The organism is Cyclobacterium xiamenense, from assembly GCF_009467825.1.
In the GTDB taxonomy this organism is placed as follows: Bacteria; Bacteroidota; Bacteroidia; order Cytophagales; family Cyclobacteriaceae; genus Cyclobacterium; species Cyclobacterium xiamenense.
Genome location: NZ_WIOK01000002.1, coordinates 254825 through 275754, shown reverse-complemented (window position 1 = coordinate 275754; position 20930 = coordinate 254825). Strand labels below are relative to the sequence as shown.

The 20930-nt window shown below is 51.8% G+C and carries 14 protein-coding genes and 1 pseudogene; 9 read left to right on the top strand and 6 right to left on the bottom strand.

Going from position 1 to position 20930, the window contains the following annotated elements; all coding sequences use genetic code 11:
* Window positions 1-35: 35 nt before the first annotated feature.
* On the top strand, window positions 36-1883 hold the full coding sequence (locus GCU44_RS02590) for a M1 family metallopeptidase (RefSeq protein WP_174238223.1): 1848 nt from the start codon (window positions 36-38) through the stop codon (window positions 1881-1883).
* A gap of 75 nt (window positions 1884-1958) precedes the next feature.
* Here the strand turns inward: GCU44_RS02590 and GCU44_RS02585 are convergent, their stop codons facing one another.
* Window positions 1959-3317 (bottom strand): hypothetical protein, encoded by a 1359-nt coding sequence (locus GCU44_RS02585; protein WP_154853368.1) that lies wholly within the window; start codon window positions 3315-3317, stop codon window positions 1959-1961.
* Between the two features lie 223 nt (window positions 3318-3540).
* Here GCU44_RS02585 and GCU44_RS02580 point away from each other — a divergent pair, with 223 nt between their 5' ends.
* The gene (locus GCU44_RS02580) at window positions 3541-3912 is read left to right on the top strand and encodes a hypothetical protein (RefSeq protein WP_154853365.1); all 372 of its coding nucleotides are present in this window, start codon (window positions 3541-3543) and stop codon (window positions 3910-3912) included.
* Here the strand turns inward: GCU44_RS02580 and GCU44_RS02575 are convergent.
* Window positions 3875-4984: a DUF6920 family protein gene (locus tag GCU44_RS02575; protein ID WP_154853362.1), complete on the bottom strand. Its 1110-nt coding sequence runs from the start codon at window positions 4982-4984 to the stop codon at window positions 3875-3877. The genes GCU44_RS02580 and GCU44_RS02575 overlap by 38 nt on opposite strands.
* Before the next feature lie 163 nt (window positions 4985-5147).
* Here GCU44_RS02575 and GCU44_RS02570 point away from each other — a divergent pair, with 163 nt between their 5' ends.
* Window positions 5148-7568 carry a glycoside hydrolase family 31 protein gene (locus tag GCU44_RS02570; protein ID WP_154853359.1) on the top strand — a complete coding sequence of 807 codons (2421 nt, stop codon included), beginning with the start codon at window positions 5148-5150 and terminating at the stop codon, window positions 7566-7568.
* A gap of 18 nt (window positions 7569-7586) precedes the next feature.
* On the opposite strand, the gene GCU44_RS02565 is transcribed toward GCU44_RS02570, so the two are convergent.
* Window positions 7587-8390 carry a M48 family metallopeptidase gene (locus GCU44_RS02565; RefSeq protein ID WP_154853356.1) on the bottom strand — a complete coding sequence of 268 codons (804 nt, stop codon included), beginning with the start codon at window positions 8388-8390 and terminating at the stop codon, window positions 7587-7589.
* A 186-nt stretch (window positions 8391-8576) separates the two neighbouring features.
* Between GCU44_RS02565 and GCU44_RS02560 the strand changes: the two genes are divergently transcribed.
* The gene (locus GCU44_RS02560; protein WP_194201668.1) at window positions 8577-10907 is read left to right on the top strand and encodes a hypothetical protein; all 2331 of its coding nucleotides are present in this window, start codon (window positions 8577-8579) and stop codon (window positions 10905-10907) included.
* A gap of 148 nt (window positions 10908-11055) precedes the next feature.
* Window positions 11056-11556, top strand: a complete 501-nt coding sequence (locus GCU44_RS02555) for a DUF4442 domain-containing protein (RefSeq protein ID WP_154853353.1) — start codon at window positions 11056-11058, stop codon at window positions 11554-11556.
* 7 nt (window positions 11557-11563) lie between these two features.
* Here GCU44_RS02555 and trxA read toward each other — a convergent pair whose 3' ends face one another.
* Together trxA and GCU44_RS02545 are read right to left on the bottom strand one after the other, a co-directional pair.
* On the bottom strand, window positions 11564-11881 hold the full coding sequence (gene trxA, locus GCU44_RS02550) for a thioredoxin (RefSeq protein WP_092175688.1): 318 nt from the start codon (window positions 11879-11881) through the stop codon (window positions 11564-11566).
* 63 nt (window positions 11882-11944) lie between these two features.
* Complete coding sequence (locus GCU44_RS02545) at window positions 11945-12499, bottom strand: DinB family protein (protein WP_161993883.1); 555 nt, start codon at window positions 12497-12499, stop codon at window positions 11945-11947.
* 44 nt (window positions 12500-12543) lie between these two features.
* Between GCU44_RS02545 and GCU44_RS02540 the strand changes: the two genes are divergently transcribed.
* Window positions 12544-14574 carry a M3 family metallopeptidase gene (locus tag GCU44_RS02540; protein ID WP_154853347.1) on the top strand — a complete coding sequence of 677 codons (2031 nt, stop codon included), beginning with the start codon at window positions 12544-12546 and terminating at the stop codon, window positions 14572-14574.
* Window positions 14575-14949: 375 nt separating this feature from the next.
* On the opposite strand, the gene GCU44_RS02535 is transcribed toward GCU44_RS02540, so the two are convergent.
* Complete coding sequence (locus GCU44_RS02535) at window positions 14950-16041, bottom strand: cation diffusion facilitator family transporter (RefSeq protein WP_394366465.1); 1092 nt, start codon at window positions 16039-16041, stop codon at window positions 14950-14952.
* Window positions 16042-16418: 377 nt separating this feature from the next.
* On the opposite strand from GCU44_RS02535, the pseudogene GCU44_RS02530 reads away from it, so the two are divergent.
* From GCU44_RS02530 to metG, 3 genes and pseudogenes are all read left to right on the top strand, one after another.
* Window positions 16419-17714 (top strand): annotated as a pseudogene (locus GCU44_RS02530) (serine hydrolase domain-containing protein).
* Between the two features lie 113 nt (window positions 17715-17827).
* Window positions 17828-18703 (top strand): hypothetical protein, encoded by an 876-nt coding sequence (locus tag GCU44_RS02525; RefSeq protein ID WP_154853345.1) that lies wholly within the window; start codon window positions 17828-17830, stop codon window positions 18701-18703.
* Between the two features lie 89 nt (window positions 18704-18792).
* Window positions 18793-20853 carry a methionine--tRNA ligase gene (gene metG, locus GCU44_RS02520; RefSeq protein ID WP_154853342.1) on the top strand — a complete coding sequence of 687 codons (2061 nt, stop codon included), beginning with the start codon at window positions 18793-18795 and terminating at the stop codon, window positions 20851-20853.
* The last annotated feature ends 77 nt before the right edge of the window (window positions 20854-20930 follow it).

The following is a 20930-nucleotide window of genomic DNA, read 5'->3' as shown; positions in this document are numbered from 1 at the left end:
ATTTGCTTTATTTTGGGGCAAAAACGAAACTACGCATGAAAAAATTCTCGTCTTTTTCACTTTTGGCGCTTTGCCTGGCCTTTGTCGGGTCCTCGGTGAATGGGCAGTCCCAGCGCTGGCAACAATCCATCAACTACCAGATGGACGTGGACATGGATGTTGCTACCAACCGCTACACGGGCACCCAGACCATCGCCTACGCCAACCATTCTCCGGATACCCTGCGGCGGGTGTTTTTTCATTTGTATTACAATGCCTTTCAGCCCAACAGCATGATGGACGAACGATCCCGAAGCATCGCAGACCCCGACCGGAGAGTGGGCGAGCGTATTTTGAACCTGCGACCGGAGGAAATCGGCTACATGCGCGTCAAGCGTCTGCACATGAACGGACAGCCCGTGTCGATGGAGGAAGTGGGGACCATTCTGGAAGTGGACCTGCCGGAGCCCATTTTGCCAAACAGCACGGTTCTATTTGAGTCGGAATTTGAGGCGCAGGTGCCCCTTCAGGTGCGCAGGGCCGGACGGGACAATGCCGAAGGTATTCGGTACAGCATGGCCCAATGGTACCCCAAGCTGGCCAATTACGACGAACAGGGCTGGCATGCGCATGCCTACATCGGGCGGGAGTTTTACGGCACCTGGGGTAATTTTGACGTGAAAATCACCCTGGACAAAGCCTATGTACTGGGTGGTACCGGCTACCTGCAAAATGCAGCGGAAATCGGCCACGGATACGAAAGCGCAGGACAGACCGTGCCCGAAACGGACGAATCCACCCGTACCTGGCATTTTTACGCACCGCGGGTACACGATTTTATGTGGGCGGCGGATCCGGAATTTACCCACGATACCCGGCAGATGGACAACGGAATCACCCTGCATTTTTTCTACGAAAAAAACTCCAAGACCGAAAAAAACTGGGCTGCGCTACAGGAGTATACCGAAAAAGCCATGGCGTATTTCAGCGAACACTACGGGGAGTATCCCTACCGGCAGTTTTCGGTGGTACAGGGCGGAGACGGCGGCATGGAATACCCCATGTCCACCTTGATTACCGGACACCGTACGCTGGGAAGCCTGGTGGGGGTGATGGTGCACGAACTGGCCCACAGCTGGTTTCAGGGAGTATTGGGGTCCAACGAATCGCTCTACCCCTGGATGGACGAAGGATTTACCACCTTTGCAAGCAACCGGTGCATGGCAGCCATTTTCTCGGAGGAACCGTCCGACTTTCCCCAGCGGGGCGCCTACGCCAGTTACGAGCGACTGGTGCAGTCCGGCCTGGAAGAACCCATGGCCACCCATGCCGACCATTACCATACGAATACCGCCTACGGCGTGGCCGCCTATTCCAAAGGAGCCCTATTCCTTTCCCAAATGGGCTATATCATCGGGGAAGAGGTACGGGATCGTGCCATGTTGCAGTATTGGGATCAATGGAAATTCCGGCATCCGAATGCCAACGACATCACGCGGGTGATGGAAAAAGCCAGCGGGCTGGAACTCGACTGGTTTAAGGAATACTGGGTGTATACCACCAATACCATCGATTATGCCATTGCCTCCGTAAGCGAAGAAAACGGCAAGACGAAGATCCTACTGGAAAGGAAAGGGCGGATGCCCATGCCCATCGATCTGGTGGTGACGTACCGGGATGGAGAGCAGGAAACCATCTACCTCCCCCTGGAAATGATGCGGGGCGGAAAAAACTCCGAAGCCGGCTTTCCGGAAATCACGCAGGTCCACAAATGGCCCTGGACCCACCGGAGCATGGAGCTGCAACTGGATCGGCCGGTAGCTGCGGTGCGGAACCTTTCCATCGACCCTTCCCTGCGCCTGGCAGACGTCAACCGGGAAAACAACGAATGGGTTAACGAGTAATGCGCACGCCGCCATCCGGGAGGACCCGATTTATGGATCCCTCCGGATGGTATTTTTACCGTAGGGAAACGGGCCTTATTCCAGCCGCAGCTGGTATTGCAGAACAACTGCCGTCCTGCGTTGGTGCTGCACCAGACTACCTGCCGGGTTGGCATCGAATACCGGGCGGTTCTGAAAGGCCAGGCTTACTTTTGAACGCTGTCCGTCAAAAAGCAGGTTCACACCTCCCTCCAGGTACCGGACCGGTTCCTGGAGTTTTTCGTACACGGAATACTGCCCGGAGACAAAGGGCTGGATTTTTTCCGTTCTGCCCGGGATTTTCCAGGTATGGGCCAGCTGAAAATGACCGGTATGTCCCGTTCCAATGGCCGGCCAGGCATTGCCCGTTCCGCTAAAAGTGCCCCGTTCATTCGTGCCATTCCCCACGTTATTGAAGCCGATTACCCGCAGGTAATTGGGGCCGAAATCGTAATAAAAATAGCCCAGGTAAAAGGTCCAGGCCTTGTCGTTGTATCCCGGGAGTTCGCCAAAAATATCCGCTGCAAACAGGGTAATGGCCGAAGTAACCGTATCGGAGGCCGCATTTAGGTGCCACATGGCCCGGTTTTGCTTTTCAATTCCCAGGCCCAGCGCCAGTATTTTTTTCTCGCCATCGTAGGTCCCGGGATGAAATGGACGGAGGCTTTCGTGTTCGAAAAACTGGTATTTCACATAGGCCGCCGTTTGCATGCCCGGTTTGAGGCCGGCAAATCGGGAATCGGGGACAGGTGCGGTGTTTTCTACCGGCGCATAGGGCCGGCTGAAGACCACCCGGTAGTCCCAGGCACCGGCCTGACCCGCCAGGAATGCGCTTAGCTTGCGGAGAGTATTGTCGGTTTGATTGACCGTGGGAATCAAAAAGGGCGATACATCCAGGGTCAGCAACTTGCTGGTCAGGGGCGCAGCGAATCGCGAGGTGCCGTTCCATCCGGACTGCCCCCCACCCACCGTGAGGTTCCGGTGGAGCCGATGGTCCACATAAAAGTCCAGCAAGCGAATTTCACCCGATCGGGCCGTCAGGTAGTTGATGTTGTTCTGTCCGAGGGTCAGGGTCAGATTGGTTTTTTCCCGTATCCGTGCGTAGGTCTGAAAACGAAGCCGGCGAACCGAAATATCAAAAAACCCGGGTGAAGGTTCGCCGTTAATCAAGGTGCCGGGGTTGTTTTGGTTGTACCGCATCCACACCTGCCCGGTCAGCCGCAGCCCGGCATACGAACTGCTGTCCTTTTCCAGGTAAAACCGCAAGGGGATGCGCTGCGCCTGACCCTGGTAAAACAGGCAGAAAAGAAGGGCAAGCAAGAAAAAGAGACGCCCCAGGGCCCGATAGGGCTTGTTAGTTGTGGCATACGCATTCGGAAAAATCATGTGACCCGGCTTGGCTAAACGAATTTTCATAAAGTACGCACATCGTTGAGATGAAGTCAAAAATTATCCGATTTAATTTCCGTTCGTCGGCTGATCGTTCCACCAGCCAGAACCTCTCTCCCCTAAAAATAACCGACGGTACGCCCCTGAAACCGGTAAACAGCAATTAATTTGCCTTTTTTCCTTTCTATTTTTGGGATTTGATGCGCGGATTTCGTAGCTTAAGCGCATACGATACCAAACCCAAGTGATCATGAAGCCACGTGTACTCCTTACCTGTCTTTCCCTTTTACTGGTGGTACAAGTCCAGGCCCAGGACGACCTGGAACTGGAAAGAAAAACAACGGACAAAACCTACCATTTTCAGGAATTCGAGGCCTTGCAGTTTGAGGCCATCCATCCCGATGAGGTGTCTGCGGTTACCTTTCAGGCAAAAGACCTGGAGTACCATGCTTCCCCTACTCCACCGCCCCCACTCGGAAATTACCGGGATTTTAAACTAATAAAGATTACCCTTCCGACGGCCCTCGCCAATAACCTGATGCCTGTGAACGAATCCGGGGGGAAACCGTTTGGCGAATACCTGGTCAAGCGGGAGATTCGCCCTCGTCCCGACGATAAGTAACCGAAAGAATGCGGATACGGGCCCAGGTCCAGGGGCCCTCGTCCAGCAGCCAGGTGGCCTCGCATTGCACCGGAAGTTCCACACCCTCCATGGTCTGGTAGCCCTTGGCCTCCACAATCCAGGGTTTTCGCGTGGCACCTTCCTCCCCACCCAGATACCGCTCCGTCTGAAAGCGCAAAAATCTTCCGGAATCATCGAACGTAAAGGTGCCGGTAGCCTTTTGCCCCCAATAGGACAGCGTTGCTTTGGCCTCGTTTGGCCCCAACTGCTCCCATTCGAGGTAGCTGCTTCGAGCCGCAGAAGGAAACCATACCAGCTCTCCCAGGAATCGCTGCAGGGAGCCTTCGTCGATTTTGGGATTGTCTTTTTCGTCAACCAATGGAATCAGCGACCAGAGTTTGATCAGCATTTCCCCGTTTCCCCGACGGAGTAAATCCCGCCCTTTCACCGCTACCAGGGGCAGGATGGATAGGTTCAATGACCAGACAAAACCGGGCTCCAGGGGATTAAAGAATTGACTGGCGGATCCCCGGTACCAATTCGTTTGCTCAGGTTTCAGTTTTAGTTCGAAGTCCTGCAAGACCTGGACCTGTGAGGGAATTGGGGTAGCTTCGGCGCCCGAACGCTTCAGCCAGCGTTGCACCGGTTCGGGAAGCGCCGCCAACGGCTGCATCTCCGCCTGTCCGCCTGAAGTCACTTCGGAGGGGAACAAGTCCTGTACCTCCATCGCAACTTTTCGTTCAAACCGATCCATGGACCAGGCATGCAGGGCTACCAATAGCAGCAGCAGGTTGGGCAGCGTCCCAAATTTTGCCTCGCTCCAATACAGCGAGATCAACACCTGAGAGAATAGCGCAACGAGCAGGGCCAGGTACCACCAGTTTTTACCGGACCCGGCGTAGGCAACGACGACGAGTATCATCCCCAGCCCAGCCATTAGCCAGAGCAGGCCCGTGCTTTTGGAAAGGTGGAGGGGAAGTGCTTTTAGTTCCATCCATTCAAAGGCCTTCAAAAACCCCAGCAAATGGATCAGGGCATGCAGCGTCAATAGGAGAATAAAGGTAATTTTCATCCATTTAAGGTAGCTTTTTTCCAACTTTCCTACAAAAAAATGAATGGTCGGATGTGGGTTATGCTGGTAAAAAATTCAAAAAATACGGGGATATGAATCAAAAAGTACTTTTCAAAGCTGAATATCCTGCTTACATTGACCGGTATCAGCAGCGATAGCAACCATGAAAAAAACTTCCTCCCTACCGCTGGTTCCGGGCAAGGTCCGAAGCCACCACCTCAGTCCTACGGGGATTGACGGAACCACCGCAAACGCCCGGTTTGAAATCCAGGTATTTCGGGAAAACACCTTCCGCGTGCGGGTAAGTAATCAGAATGCGTGGCAGGCCAATCCGTACTCGGTGGTGATCGGTCCGGAGGAAAACTGCTTTGAGTTTGAAGAGAATGATGATTCTTTGATCCTTCGAACGGGTAAACTTCAACTTTGGATAGGGAAGAAAAACCTGTCCATGGTATTCAAAACGCCCGATGGAGAGGTCATTAGCGAAGAGGACCCCGACTTTGGGATCAATTGGCTGGGTACCGAGGTAAGCAGTTACAAGAAACTTCAGGAATGGGAAAAATTCATCGGCCTGGGTGAAAAACACGGTGGGCTGAATCGGTACGGACAGACCTACACCCATTGGAATACCGATCACTTTGCCTACGGTACCGATGACGATCCCCTGTATTGTTCCATTCCCTTTTACATGGGACTGCATCACGGAATTGCCTACGGGGTATTTTTTGACAACCCGCACAGGACCACCTTTAATTTTGGTGCGGGTAACAACCGGTATTCGTACTTTTCTGCGGAGGATGGCGATTTGGACTATTACTTTTTCCACGACAGCTCGCTCCCGGCCATTCTCTCGGCCTATGCCAGTTTAACCGGACCGCCGCCCCTCCCTCCCCGCTGGGCGCTGGGTTACCAGCAGTGTCGGTATTCCTATTACCCAGACAAGGACGTCATTCGCCTGGCTGAAACCTTCCGGGACAAAGCCATTCCGGGGGACGTCATTTACCTGGATATCCACCACATGGATGCGTACAAGGTTTTCACTTTCGACAAGGCGCGCTTTCCCGATCCTGCAGAGATGATCCGGCAGTTGAAAAAACGCGGGTTTCGGGTGGTGGTCATCCTGGATCCTGGAATAAAAGCCGACACGAGCTACGCGTCCTTTGTCGAGGGCAGCGCGAAGGGATTGTTTGTGTCCTATCCGGACGGAAAGCCTTATGAGGGGCAGGTATGGCCGGGCTGGTGTACCTTCCCGGATTTCACCTTACCCGAGGCCCGTACCTGGTGGGGGCAGGCATTGAAGTTTTACACCAAGTTGGGTGTAGATGGCTTTTGGACCGATATGAACGAACCGGCCACCTGGGGGCAGACCCTTCCCAATGTGGTTCAGTTTGATTTTGAAGGCGCCGGGGCCAGCCACCGAAAAGCCAGAAACGTATACGGCATGCAAATGGCCCGAAGTACGCGGGAAGGACAGGAAAAACAGCAACCAGATAACCGGCCTTTTGTCTTGACGCGTTCGGGCTTTGCCGGTGTGCAGCGGTATGCGGCTATCTGGACCGGAGACAACGTATCCAGCGATGCGCACATGCTGGCTGGTGTGCGCCTGGTAAACAGCCTGGGTCTGAGCGGTGTGCCTTTTGCCGGATACGATATCGGCGGATTTGTGGGTAATTGTACGCCGGAACTTTTCGCCCGGTGGATCAGCATCGCAGCGTTTTGCCCGCTGTTTCGCGCCCATACCATGATCAACAGCCACGCCTCCGAGCCCTGGTCCTTTGGGGAAGAAGTGGAAGCCATCGCCCGTAACTACATCCGCTTGCGGTACAAATTGATGCCGGCCATTTACGCGGCATTTTACGCCAGTCACACTAGCGGCCTACCGGTGGCTAAATCCCTTGCGCTGGCCTATCCCTTTGACGACCGCATCTACCACGGGGCCTACGATAGCCAATACCTTTTTTGCGAGAATTTGTTGGTCGTACCGGTGCAAAGCCACCAAAGCCTGACCAAACTGTACCTACCGGAAGGCGACTGGTACCACCTGTTTTCCGGAAAAAAACAATCGGGAGCCAGAGAGATTTTCTGGGAGTGTCCGCTGAATTACCTACCGGTCTTTGTGGCAGCCGGAGCCATTGTGCCCATGCAATCGGTCACTCAGCATGCTACGGATGCGCACGACGGACGGATAAAATTACACGTGTTTCAGGGTAAGGGAGTGTGGCAGCAACTGATTTACGAAGACGACGGCAGCAGCAATGCCTACCTTACTGGATCCTGGGCCCGTCGTACGGTCCAAATGGATCACGATCATGGGCTGCTCGAAATAGGCGCCCTGCAGGGAAATTTTCCCAGCAGCTATACCCAGGCAAAAATCTATTTTCATGGCTTTTCAGACCAGGTGGCGGAAGTTGGAGGTAAGCGGGTAAAATTGGACGTCGGCAACATCGCATTTTTGGATGAAGTTGCTGAGTTTGACCCCCTACCCAGCGGGGATCACGATTTTCAGATTTGCGCGTCCGTGCCCAATCTGACGCTTAATCTGGATGCATCCGCTCAGACCGTTCGGTTAAAAGGCATTGGCTAAGGCAAAGTAGAAGACCTATCAGCGCCGGTTTGCCTGGTAGTATTCCATCGCCTTATCCATTTGTTCGTTGAGCTGATCGATTCTACGTTCCGGACCGGGGTGGGTGGAAAGAAATTCGGGCGGTCGCTCTCCCGAGGCCTGAGCGTTCATCCGCTCCCAAAATGTGGGCGCCTCCCTGGGATCGTAGCCCGCGATGGCCATAAAGATCAATCCCAGCTGATCGGCCTCCAGTTCCTGATCCCGGGAAAACTTCAGCATCCCCACCTGTCCGCCAAAGCCAACGGCCTGCAAAAATATGGTTTGGGTAAGGCTGGGATTTTCGCCCATGGCGGCCTGAAGGCCTCCCAGTAGCCCATTGGCCACCATGCCCTGCGACATGCGTTCCCTTGCATGGCTGGCAATGGCGTGCGCTACTTCGTGCCCCATCACCACCGCAATTCCAGTTTCGTCTTGGCAAACCGGCAAAATTCCCGTGTAAAAGGCGACTTTGCCTCCGGGCATGCACCAGGCATTTACCTGCTCGCTTTCCAGTAGATTAAATTCCCAGGCAAAACCATCGGTAATTTCTGAATGACCGGTTTCCTCCAGGTATTTTTCTACAGCCGAAGCAATCCGGCGCCCCACGGTCACTACCTGCTTGCCTTCGCGGGTAGTGGTCAGGATTTTACTATCTTTGAGTACCTCCCCGTACTGATCGTAGGAAAGCGGCAAGACCTCGGCATTGCTGACAATGCTGAGCTGCCTTCTCCCGCTCAAGGGTACAGTCGCGCAACTGTAAGCAAAAAGGCCAAATAAAAGGAGTGCGGTTATTTTCTTGTACATGGTGCTAAAACTATAAACAGCTTGCTTCGTTCAAAAAAGATGCCAGAACGAAATGAAAAATTAAAAAATAAATGCTTGTAAAACGTATATCAACCAGAAATTTTCACAGATGTAAAACATAAATCCCTGTATTCAGGTTACTTTCCTAGTACGAATCCGAATTTTAACCAAGTCCCTAAATTAATTATGAAAAAGTATTATCACGTATTGCTTCTAATGCTTGGTATGGCAGGAACCCTATTTTTGCAGTCCTGCGTAGACGAGCAGAGCCCGGCAGATGCGCTGGATCTTTCCGGCACCAGTAGAACCTATCCGTTAAATGCAGTCGATGGATCAGGGATTAGTGGAAATGTAGTTTTTGAAGAAGGAGAAGGCGGATACACCAAAGTGACCATCAACCTGAGTGGCACGCCGAATGGCGGTGCCCATCCTGCCCACATTCATTTTAACTCCGTGGCAGAAGGTGGCGGCATTGCCATTTCACTGGAACCTGTAAACGGCACCACCGGCAGCAGTGTTACCCTGCTGAATCAGCTAGACGACGGGACCTTTATTGATTACGACGGGTTGACAAGCTTTGAGGGCTACGTCAACGTGCATTTGGCCTACGGACAATTGGAAACCGTCGTCGCCCAGGGAGACATCGGAGGAAACGCCCTGGATGGCACCACCAAACAGTACAACCTGTTGACCAAGGACGTAGATGGCATCAGCGGTACCATCCTTTTCGAGAAAAGTGTGGGAGGCTTTACCGTAGCCACCATCGATCTGAGTGGAACACCTGCAGGTGGTTCGCATCCGGCACACATTCACGCCAATTCGGCAGCTGAAGGCGGAGGAATTCTGATATCCTTCAATCCGGTCGACGGTTCCACCGGCATGAGTCGCACAATCATTCGCACCGACGACGCAGGCAACCCCGTAAGTTTTGAAGACATCCTTGCGATGGATGCGTACGTCAATGTACACCTGGCTGCCAATCAATTGGGAACCATCGTGGCACAGGGAGATATCGGCAGCAACGAGTTAACCGAAAACTTTAAAGAATACCGACTTAATGAGTTGGCCGTACCGGGGATTTCCGGTTCCATAATTTTCAAAGAGCGGCTAAATGGATTCACACTGGCAAGCATACAGCTGGATAACACTCCCGAGGGGGGCATGCACCCCGCACACATTCACGCCAATTCAGCAGCTGAAGGCGGAGGTATCATTGTCGGATTTAATCCGGTAGATGGAACCACCGGACGCAGCGAAACCACCATTCGGCAGCTTTCCAATGGACAACCCCTGACCTACAACCAAATCTTGGGTTTGGACGGCTACGTCAACGTACACCTTTCCATGAACCAACTGTCGACCATCGTCGCGCAGGGCGATATTGGGGGCAACGAACTGACCGGAATGAGCATGATGTATCCGTTAAACGAATTAGCGGTGCCGGGAATAGCCGGTTCCGTCACCTTTGAGGAGCGGAAAAATGGATTCTCCCTGGCGACCATTGAGCTGGCCAATACCCCTGAGGGTGGGGTGCACCCGGCGCATATACACGCCAATTCGGCGGCTGAAGGCGGCGGGATTCTGGTGTCTTTCAATCCGGTAAACGGAACGACCGGCATGAGCAAAACTACCATTCGCTCCCTGGATTCCGGAGAAGCACTGAGCTACGCGCAGATCCTCGACATGAACGGCTACGTGAACGTACATCTTTCCATGGATCAGCTGGGCGTTATCGTGGCACAAGGCGATATCGGAGAAAATGAGCTCACCGGAGAAATGAAAATGTATACACTCAATGAGTTGGCTGTGCCTGGTATTTCTGGCTCGATCACCTTCGAGGAACGCAAGAGCGGCTTCTCCCTGGCGACCATACAGCTGGACAACACACCGGATGGCGGCGTCCACCCGGCGCATATCCATGCCAATTCGGCCGCCGAGGGCGGAGGCATCCTGGTGTCTTTCAATCCGGTAAACGGCACCACCGGCATGAGCAAAACAACGATCCGCGCGCTGGATTCTGGTGGAGCGCTTACCTATTCGGAAATCCTGCAAATTAATGGGTATGTAAACGTACACCTATCCATGGATCAACTCGGCGTAATTGTGGCGCAGGGAGACATTGGAGGTAACGAACTGACCGGTATCAGCAGCACCTACGACCTGGGCGAGTTGGCTGTACCCGGAATCAGCGGAACGATTACCTTTAGCGAAAGGCAAAATGGCTTCACGCTGGCAACCATCACGCTTTCCAATACACCGGACGGCGGCGTCCATCCGGCCCATATCCATGCCAATTCTGCCGAAGAAGGTGGGGGGATTCTGGTTTCGTTCACGCCTGTAAACGGTACCACGGGCATGAGTCATACCACCATCCGGGCCCTGGATAGCGGCGGCGCACTCAGTTACGAAGACCTACTCACCCTAGATGGATATGTCAATGTACACCTCTCCATGGATCAATTGGGCGTGATCGTGGCGCAAGGGAACATTGGAAGCAACGCGGCAGTGCCTGCTTAATGCATACAATCGGGAACTGCTGATACAGGCGGCCCGGTTCACAAAAACTTAGTATGGGTTTATATAATAAAAACCGTAGCCATATTGGTTACGGTTTTTTTATATTGTAGGCAGGACGGCAAAATGGCTGTCAAAAAACGACCCAACCTTGACAAATACAGGCATGAATACCCAGCAAAAACGCATACAGCGCCTACTTTTATGGCCTCCCGGTTTTATCTGGTACATGGCCAGAAAGTTGCCCTCCGTCCTATTCTGGGGCATTCGGGTAGTGCAATTGAACGCCAACCACTGCCGGACGCAGCTTCCCTTTAGCTGGCGGACAAAAAACCCCTTTCGATCCATTTACTTTTCGGCCCTGTGCGGCGCAGCCGAATTGGCCAGCGGGGCCCTCTGCCTGTTCCATACAAGTGGAACGGGCTCCTACTCCATGCTTGTTACCGGATTTGAGGCAGAATTTATAAAAAAAGCTACCCAAACCGTTACCATGGAGTGTAGGGAAGGAAACCGGATACACGAAGCGCTTCAAGCACTCAAACAACCCGGAGACAGCTGCCAGATAAGCCTGGCGGTGAGCGGACTCCATCCCGATGGAGAAACCCTGGCTCGCTTTCGTGTCACCTGGTCGTTTAAACGCAGGCATCCCTAGCCCCGGTTTAGACCGTCTCTACCGCATGCCGGTCGATTACCTGCACGAGCTGATGGGCGGGCACAACCCCGGACTGGCGCCATACGGGTTTTCCATGCTGGAATAATATCAGGGTGGGCACACCCCTCACCTGGAATTTACTGGCCGCAAGAGGGTTTTTATCCACGTCGATTTTGATGATTTTAGCTTTTGGCCCTACTTTAGCCGCCGTTTCCTGAAGGATCGGCTGCATCATTTGGCAAGGCCCACACCAGGTAGCATAGAAATCCACCAATACAGGCTGCTCACCACTAATTATTTCCGAGAAACTTTTTCCACTAGACATACGCTGATTTGTTTATTTACGAACAAAAGTAGTTCGGCCACGGGGAAATATCAGTAATAAACATCACAAAGCGACTCCTCCGGGAAGGAAAGGTCCGTAGTGTTTCCGGATGACCTCGATGTGATGCTCCAGGTGCCCGAAAATGATGTGGATCAATGCAGAAAGGGACATGGGATGCCCGCTCACCGTTCCCTGGCAGGTCCATTGCCCTGCCGGCACCTGCCCGATAAATCCCCAGAGCAATTCCCGGTGAAGTAGGAAGGAACGCAGGAGCTGCTGCGGGGAAAGCGCATCAAAATTCGCCGTCCGGACATAGGTATCCTGATCAAATCCGGGGAATGCCGCCTGCTCTCCCCTGCTGATGCACAAGGCCCGAAAATGCATGATTTTCTCGGTGTCCAGGATATGCCCCAGAAGCTGGTTTAGTGACCATTTTCCTTCCCGATACCCCTTGGTTGCATTGCCGGGCTGCAGGCCCGTGTAAACCGATCGAATGAAATCCTCTTGTTGCTCGGATAGTTGTCTTAACTCCTTGCCTGAAACCCGATCGATGTATCCCTGATAGAAGGAATGGTAGCTTCCGGCTATTGGTGGCCGCAGTTTCGTAGTAGTCTCCATTATTTTGTTAATTTTGCACGACAATATAACCAGAAAGATACGCCATGAATCCATTATTGGAAAAATTCGATACTCCATTTGAAACCGCTCCCTTTGATCGTATTGCGAACGAGCATTTTTTGCCGGCAGTGAAAGAGGCCATTCAGTTGGCAAAAGAAGAGATTGCCCGGATTAAGGAGGAACGATTGCCCGATTTCACCAACACGGTGGTGGCGTTGGAAAATTCGGGGGAAAAGCTATCCAGGGTAGCGTCGATTTTTTTCAACCTGAACGCCGCAGAAACCAACGACACGATCCAAAAACTGGCACGAGAGATCTCCCCGCTGCTATCTGCCCACGGCAACGATGTACTGCTGGACGAGGAATTGTTTGACCGAATTCGTCAGGTATACCAGCAAAAGGAACAACTACACCTCAGTACCGAAGAAGACCGACTGCTGGAAAAAACCTACAAATCTTTTCTCAGAAACGGGGCGTTGCTGAATGCAGCGGGAAAGGAACGGTTGCGGGAAATCGATCAGCAGCTTTCGCAATTGGGGCTGCGGTTTGGTGAAAATGTGCTCCAAGAAACCAATGCCTTCGAGCTGGTAATTACCGAGGAAAAGGACCTGGAGGGCCTTCCCGAAGGTGTGGTAGAAGCCGCTACGCAGACCGCCGAAGAAAAAGGAAAGGCGGGAAGTTGGGTTTTCACGCTGGCCTTCCCCAGCTACGTGCCGTTTATGACCTATGCCAATAATCGGGAATTGCGGAAGCAGTTGTTTATGGCCTACACCACCAAAGCCGCAAAAGGGGATGCCCTGGATAACCAGGAGATCATCAAAGAAATCGTACGATTGAAAGACGAGCGGGCGCGATTACTCGACTACCCCAACTATGCGGCATTTGTGCTCGAGGAGCGGATGGCAGGCGATGGCATGCAGGTATTGGAATTTTTGCACGATTTGCTCGAGAAGGCCCGGCCCAAGGCCCTTGCCGAAATGGAGGAACTGGAAGCCTTTGCCAGGGAGCGGGACGGCCTGGAAAAACTCCAAAAATGGGACGTGAACTTTTACGCGGAAAAGCTGAAAATGAAAAAATACGAGGTTGACGACGAACTGCTAAAGCCGTATTTTGAGTTAAACCGCACCATCGACGGCGTCTTCCTGACCGCGGAAAAACTGTACGGCATCCGTTTTGAGAAAAACTCCTCCATTCCGGTATACCATCCCGATGTAACGGCCTACGAGGTAAAAGACGAGCAGGGAGCGCACCTGGCGGTATTCTACGCGGATTTTTTCCCCCGGGCCGGAAAACGGAACGGTGCCTGGATGACCGTGTACCGAGGTCAGAAAAGGCAGCAGGGAAACGAGCAGCGACCCCATGTCTCCATTGTGTGTAACTTCACCAAGCCCACCAAAACCAAGCCTTCCCTGCTGACATTTAATGAAGTGACCACCCTTTTTCATGAATTTGGTCATGCCCTGCACGGGATGCTTGCAAATGGTACGTTTGAATCCCTTTCCGGCACCAATGTGTACTGGGACTTCGTGGAGCTTCCTTCCCAGATTTTTGAAAACTGGTGCTACGAAAAAGACTGTCTGGATTTGTTTGCCCGGCATTACGAAACCGGAGCACCCATTCCGCAGCAATTGATTGAAAAAATCAAAAAAGCGGCCAACTTCCACCAGGGATACCAAACGGTCCGACAGATCAGCCTGGGCTTACTGGACATGGCCTACTACACCACGGATCCGACGAGTATCGACGATATTTTCGCTTTTGAACGGGAGGTTATGAAGCCAACGGAACTGCTTGAACCGATACCCGGCAGCTTGATGAGCACCTCTTTCTCGCATATTTTTCAGGGAGGCTATGCCGCCGGCTATTACAGCTACAAATGGGCAGAGGTACTGGACGCGGATGCGTTCGAGCTATTTCTGGAAAAGGGCATATTCGATCCGGAAACGGCGCGCTCGTTTAAAGAAAACATCCTCGCCATGGGCGGGCAGGAACATCCGGAAATATTGTACAAACGGTTTAGAGGAAGGGGGCCGGAAACCACTGCCTTGCTCAAAAGAGCCGGATTACTCGCCTAAGGAAAAACAAAAAAAGGGGCGCGCGAGGGCCCCTTTTTGAAAAGGCATAGCAGAAAATCCTGACGTGAGCTGTATCCTACTAAAAAGCAAAAAATGACGGGCTTTCGTGTTAGATGATGATAAATCCGATTATCAACAACCATATTATAGCAGACACCATTATAAGTACGGTAAATTGTTTATCTTTCATAGCTCTGAAATTTTAGGTATCAATTACGGAATTAAGATACAAAATTCAGCGTGTAAAACAAAATTTTATACGTATAAATATATTCAATACCTAACAAATATCAGGAAAACACTTGCAAAAAAAACAATTATTCAGCATTTAAGGCGCTGCGAACGGCAAATAATGTTATTTATTTTAAAAAATATTCATTTTTTTTCTTTTTTATCGCCCGATTGAATTTTTTCGACAACCGGGGACGATTGGGTTCTGAGGGAAGAAAGATGGCTTAGTTCGTGGTAATGTTTTTGATTTTTGGACATGTTTTCAGCAGTCCACTTAATCTTTTTACGTTTGGGGTATTTCCTTACCGCACAATCGCTTACCTGGCAATAGTGGCAACAGGATTCGGGCAGACAGGGGTCCGCATGGACAAACACTTCCGTGTATCCCGGCATGTTTTTTTCCAATACTTCCTCTACCTCTTCCACCTGGTCGTGAACCCGAACCAGATCAAAGTAATAAGGCAAGGTAAGGTGCAGGTCGATGTGGCTGTCTCCGCCATACTGCTGCACCCGCATGTTGTGAATATCGATCCAATTTGCCTTCCGGTTGCGGTTTAGGACCTGTACGGCCAGGTTGACTACTTTGGGATTGGACTCGTCCATAAGCCCCGCCACGGACCGTCTGACCAAAACGTACCCGTTAAAGATGATGTACCCCGCAAAGGCCAGGGAAAGAAGGCTGTCCAAAAACACCCAGCCGGAGAAATAAATCACCCCTATTCCCGCGATCAACACAAAACTGGAAATGGCATCCGTAGACAGGTGTCTGCCGTCTGCTTCCAGGGTAATGCTGTGAAGCAGCCGCCCCTTTTTTTGAAGGATATAGCCCAAAACCCCATTGACCAGTCCAGAAAAACCCACCAGAGCCATCCCCAGAGGCAGCTCTGCCAATACCTGTGGGAAAATCATGGCGCGAACCGACTGGTAAATGATAAAAACGCCGGCCAGAATGATCAACGTGCCTTCGATACCGGCGCTAAAAAACTCGATCTTCCCATGCCCATAGGGATGGTTGCTATCCTTGGGCAGGGAACTGAGGTAAATGCTATACAAGGCAAAGACCGAGGCCACCACGTTCACAATGCTTTCCATGGCATCGGTCAAAATGGCAGTGGATCCGGTCAAAAAATAGGAGTAAAACTTGATTGCCAGCAAGAGCAAACTAATGACTACTGACCAAATGATAAGACGTCTTTTTTCCTGATCCACTATGTTCGTTCCCTGGTATGAGTTCAAAAATACGGTTATTTGATAGCTTGCAAAAATAAACCTCCACAAATAAACCCTTTGGCGCCAATAATTTAACTAGAAAATTGATTGTCAATTTCTTACACTAGAAGAAAGCCAGCCAGCGGCGGTAGGTACTGCCGTTCACCCTACAACGGAGGAGCGCACATGCCATCCTTTCCGAGCCTCTGGGTTGCGGACGATTGGGTAGCGGGATTTTATCGGGGAGGCGGCCGTACCGAAACCGACCCGGCCGGTTTACCAACCGGAATTGTTCGGTAGTTTTGCGCGTATACCAGCATTTGACGCGTCAGCGTAATGAATTGACAGAAGAATTGGTTACTTTCAAGGGTTATTTATATTGATTACCTATCCATCTATTTCCAATGATTCGAAAAACAGTACCCATTTTCCTAGTCCTTGCATGCACGAGCCTGATTCACCTGCATGCCCAAACCCCTTCCCTACAGAAAAGCCCTCCCCTACAGACCGGTTCCCCCGAAGCGGTGGGATTGTCTGCGGAGCGACTGGATCGCATCGACCACATGCTGCAGGAGGCGGTGGAAGAAAACACCATTCCCGGCGCGGTGGCCTTGGTTGCACGCCACGGAAAAATTGTCTTTCACGACGCATATGGACAAGCCAATGCCTCCGGCAAGCCCCTGCAAAAAGATGCCATTTTCCGCATCGCTTCCCAAACAAAAGCCATCACCTCCACGGCCGTTATGATGCTCTGGGAGGAAGGGAAATTCCAATTGGACGATCCCATTTCCAAATACATTCCGGAGTTCAAAAATCCGCAAGTGCTGGTCAATTTCCGGTATGCGGACACGAGTTATACCGCTCGTCCGGCCGAGCGGGAAATCACCATCCGCCATCTGCTCACCCATACCTCAGGCCTGGGCTACGGGGTGATCGATGGGGACGAACGGATGAAGATGCTGTACCAGAAGGCAGGCACCACGGATCTGTTTACTACCGAAAACGTGACGATCAAGGAGATCGTACTGAAATTGGCCTAATTGCCGCTGCACCACGACCCGGGAACGAAATACACCTACAGCATGGGATTGGACGTACTGGGATATTTTATTGAAGTCATCTCCGGAATGAGCTTTGAGCAATTCCTTAACGAACGTCTCTTTGGTCCTTTGGGCATGGAAGACACGGGCTTTTACCTTCCCCGATCCAAGGCCGACCGGCTGGTAGCCATTCAACGCAAGGTAAACGGGCAATGGGAAGACTATCCGAATACCTTTTACGATGTGGATTACCCCCTTAATGGATCCTCCTTTTACTCGGGTGGCGCAGGCCTTTCCAGTACAGCAAAAGATTACGCTACCTTCCTCCAACTATACCTGAATGGAGGGGAGCTGAATGGCAAGCGCTTTCTCAGCAGGACCACCATCGCCACCATGATGGCCGACCAAACATTGGAACTTTACGGAGGCGCAGAGCAGCATTACGGCCTGGCTTTTGGCGTTTTGACCGAGCGGGGCCAGGCCAAGGGAGGACTGGGAAGCCCCGGTACCTTTGTCTGGGGAGGGTATTTTAACACCCAATATTTTGCCGATCCGCAGGAAAAAATTATCGGAATAATTCTAAAACAAACCCAAGGCCCTACCGGCGATCAGACTGCCTGGAAATTCAAGCAGCTGGTTGGTGCGGCTGTGGACGATTGACAGATAGGTAAGAAGGAAACGCTAGCCCCGCTTTTTTTAACGAGCACATAGCGTTACCTTGTAGGAAACAAGCACGGACTATGCCAGTATATCGCGTCAAAACAGGTCTTTGTTTGGTTGGAATCCTATGGGTGGTAGGAACCCAACTCGCTGCTTTTGCACAGCAGCCGCCCGTCACCGAAGCCGATACAACCGAGCTGTACCTGGTCAAAACGAAGGACGGAAACGAGTACCTGGGTACCATCCTTTCCGAAGATGCACAGCTAATCCGTCTCAAAACGGAAAATTTGGGTGAAATCCGACTGCTGCGCTCCGATATCCTGCAACTAGAAAAGCTGGACCGCCTTCCGCAGGGAAAAGGCAACTACTGGTTTGCCAATCTCCAGGCGACGCGGCATTTTTGGATTCCCAATGGATACGGGTTAAAAAAGAACGAATCCTACTACCAAAATGTATGGATTTTTTTTAACCAGGTTTCCACCGGGATTACCGACAATTTCTCCATTGGAGCAGGCATGGTACCGCTGTTTCTATTTGCCGGCAGCCCCACACCCGTTTGGGTAACACCTAAGGTTTCTTTTCCCGTTGTTCCCGATAAATTAAACCTTGGGGCTGGCGTACTGGCAGGAACCGTCATCGGTGCGGACGAGGGTGGCTTTGGATTGCTGTATGGGCTGACGACCCTTGGATCCAAGGACAAAAACCTTACCCTCGGGCTTGGCTGGGCCTATGCCAACGGGAGTATTGCCAGTCGGCCTACCGTATCCCTGTCCGGCATGATCCGAACGGGGCCAAGGGGCTACCTGCTGACAGAAAATTACCTGATCGGTGCCGGCGGGGAGTCGTTGGGTATCGTATCCGCCGGAGGAAGGCGACTTGTCGGTCGGATGAGCATCGATTTTGGCCTTTTTTTACCCTTAGTGGGTGGAGAAGATTTTTGGTTGGCAATCCCCTGGCTGGGCCTCACCGTTCCCTTTGGAAAGAAATGAGCCAAAAAAATCGAGAACGGGTTTGAAACCGCCCGAATATTGTATGGTTGGATTTCACCCAAAACCTAAAATACCTATCTTTGCGGGCTATGAGTGAGAAAAAATTCAAGCGATATACCGTTACCTCGGCATTGCCCTATGCCAATGGTCCCTTACATATCGGACATTTGGCCGGTTGTTACATTCCCTCCGATATCTACGTGCGCTACCTGAGACTGCAGCAGCGTGACGTGGTCTACGTGTGCGGCTCCGATGAGCACGGAGTAGCCATCACCATCAAGGCCAAAAATGAAGGCATCAGCCCCCAACAAGTAGTGGATCGGTACCACGGGATCATGAAAGACAGCTTCAAAAAGTTTGGAATTAGTTTTGATCACTACTCAAGAACCAGCTCTCCGGTTCACCACGAGACCGCGGGGCAACTGTTTAAAGACCTGTACGATAAGGGCGAATTTTTAGAAAAAGAAACCGAACAGTATTACGACGAGGAGGCAGGGCAATTTCTGGCCGACCGCTACATTGAGGGTACCTGTCCGCATTGCGGCCATGCGGAAGCCTACGGCGATCAGTGCGAAAAGTGCGGTTCTTCACTCAGTCCTACGGACCTAATCGATCCAAAATCGAAACTCAGCGGCAATACACCGGTGCTTCGGATGACCCGTCACTGGTTTCTTGACCTGGGGAAATACACGCCCTTTCTGAAAAAGTGGATATTGGAAACCCACGCCCAGGACTGGAAAAACAACGTGCTGGGTCAATGCAGAAGCTGGCTGGAAGCCGGAGACGGGCTGCAAGCGCGCTCCATGACCCGGGACATGGACTGGGGGATCCCGGTCCCCTTGCCGGAGGCCAAAGGGAAGGTACTCTATGTGTGGTTTGATGCCCCCATTGGATACATTTCTTCCACCAAGGAATGGGCAACCGAAAAAGGCCTGGACTGGGAGCCCTACTGGAAAGATGCGGATACCAAGCTGGTTCATTTTATTGGCAAGGACAATATCGTTTTCCATTGCATTACCTTTCCAGCCATCTTGAAAACGCATGGGGATTTTATTTTGCCTGACAATGTACCTGCAAACGAATTCCTAAACCTGGAAGGACAAAAGATTTCTACCTCCAGAAACTGGGCCGTCTGGTTGCACGAATATTTGGAAGAATTTCCCGGTCAGGAAGACGTGCTCCGCTATGTGCTGACAGCAAATGCCCCGGAAACCAAAGACAACGATTTCACCTGGAAGGATTTTCAAGCCCGGAACAACAACGAACTGGTCGCCATCTACGGAAATTTCATCAACCGTGCCCTGGTCCTCACGCACAAGTATTTTGATGGCAAGGTACCGGAACGCGGTACTTTAGAAGCGGTGGATCGGGAAACACTCGCGCTATTATCGACCTATCCGGAAAAAATTGCCGGTTCATTGGAAAAATTCCGGTTTCGCGAGGCGCTGGCGCTAATGATGGACTATGCCCGGACCGGAAACAAGTACCTGGCCGATACCGAACCCTGGAAAACCATCAAAGATGACCGCGAGCGCACCGGTACCATTCTTTCTGTTGCGCTGAATATAGCCGCGAACCTTTCCATCCTCTCTGTCCCATTTTTACCTTTTACGGCCGAAAAAATCCGAGTTCTGCTTGGTATCAAAGACATGCATTGGTCCGATGCAGGTCGCACCGATCTCCTACTCAGTGGAAGCCCCATTAAAAAAGCGGAGCTATTGTTTCAGAAAATAGAAGACAGCACGGTCGATGCCCAGGTGCAAAAATTGGAAAACAGCAGAAAGAAAAACGAAGCCAGCCCGCATCAGGCAGACGCCATGAAACCGTTGATTCCGTTCGAGGATTTTGCCAAAATGGACCTGCGGGTGGTAACGGTCCTGCAGGCAAAAAAAGTAAAAAAATCAAAAAAATTGCTTGAATTGTTGGTAGATACCGGTTTGGGCAATAAGACGGTACTGAGCGGGGTGGCCGAACAGTTTGCGCCAGAGGAGTTGGTCGGAAAACAAGTGACCATGCTCCTCAACCTTGCCCCGAAGAAAATGGCGGGTATTGATTCGGAAGGCATGATCCTGATGGCATCGGATGGGCAGGGAAGCTACCGGCTGCTGGTGCCACACGAACCAACGCCTCCGGGATCTTCTATCAGTTAACCCCAGGTGTAGAAGAGCGGAAAATCAAAAGCAGAGCAATCCCGTAATTGAAGCCAAACCATTTGCGAGAGAATACT

Bases quoted from the DNA above. Each gene is read 5' to 3' on its own strand.
- GCU44_RS02590 (WP_174238223.1), top strand. From the start codon at position 36: ATGAAAAAATTCTCGTCTTTTTCACTTTTGGCGCTTTGCCTGGCCTTT.
- GCU44_RS02585 (WP_154853368.1), bottom strand. From the start codon at position 3,317: ATGAAAATTCGTTTAGCCAAGCCGGGTCACATGATTTTTCCGAATGCG.
- GCU44_RS02580 (WP_154853365.1), top strand. From the start codon at position 3,541: ATGAAGCCACGTGTACTCCTTACCTGTCTTTCCCTTTTACTGGTGGTA.
- GCU44_RS02575 (WP_154853362.1), bottom strand. From the start codon at position 4,984: ATGAAAATTACCTTTATTCTCCTATTGACGCTGCATGCCCTGATCCAT.
- GCU44_RS02570 (WP_154853359.1), top strand. From the start codon at position 5,148: ATGAAAAAAACTTCCTCCCTACCGCTGGTTCCGGGCAAGGTCCGAAGC.
- GCU44_RS02565 (WP_154853356.1), bottom strand. From the start codon at position 8,390: ATGTACAAGAAAATAACCGCACTCCTTTTATTTGGCCTTTTTGCTTAC.
- GCU44_RS02560 (WP_194201668.1), top strand. From the start codon at position 8,577: ATGAAAAAGTATTATCACGTATTGCTTCTAATGCTTGGTATGGCAGGA.
- trxA (WP_092175688.1), bottom strand. From the start codon at position 11,881: ATGTCTAGTGGAAAAAGTTTCTCGGAAATAATTAGTGGTGAGCAGCCT.
- GCU44_RS02545 (WP_161993883.1), bottom strand. From the start codon at position 12,499: ATGGAGACTACTACGAAACTGCGGCCACCAATAGCCGGAAGCTACCAT.
- GCU44_RS02540 (WP_154853347.1), top strand. From the start codon at position 12,544: ATGAATCCATTATTGGAAAAATTCGATACTCCATTTGAAACCGCTCCC.
- metG (WP_154853342.1), top strand. From the start codon at position 18,793: ATGAGTGAGAAAAAATTCAAGCGATATACCGTTACCTCGGCATTGCCC.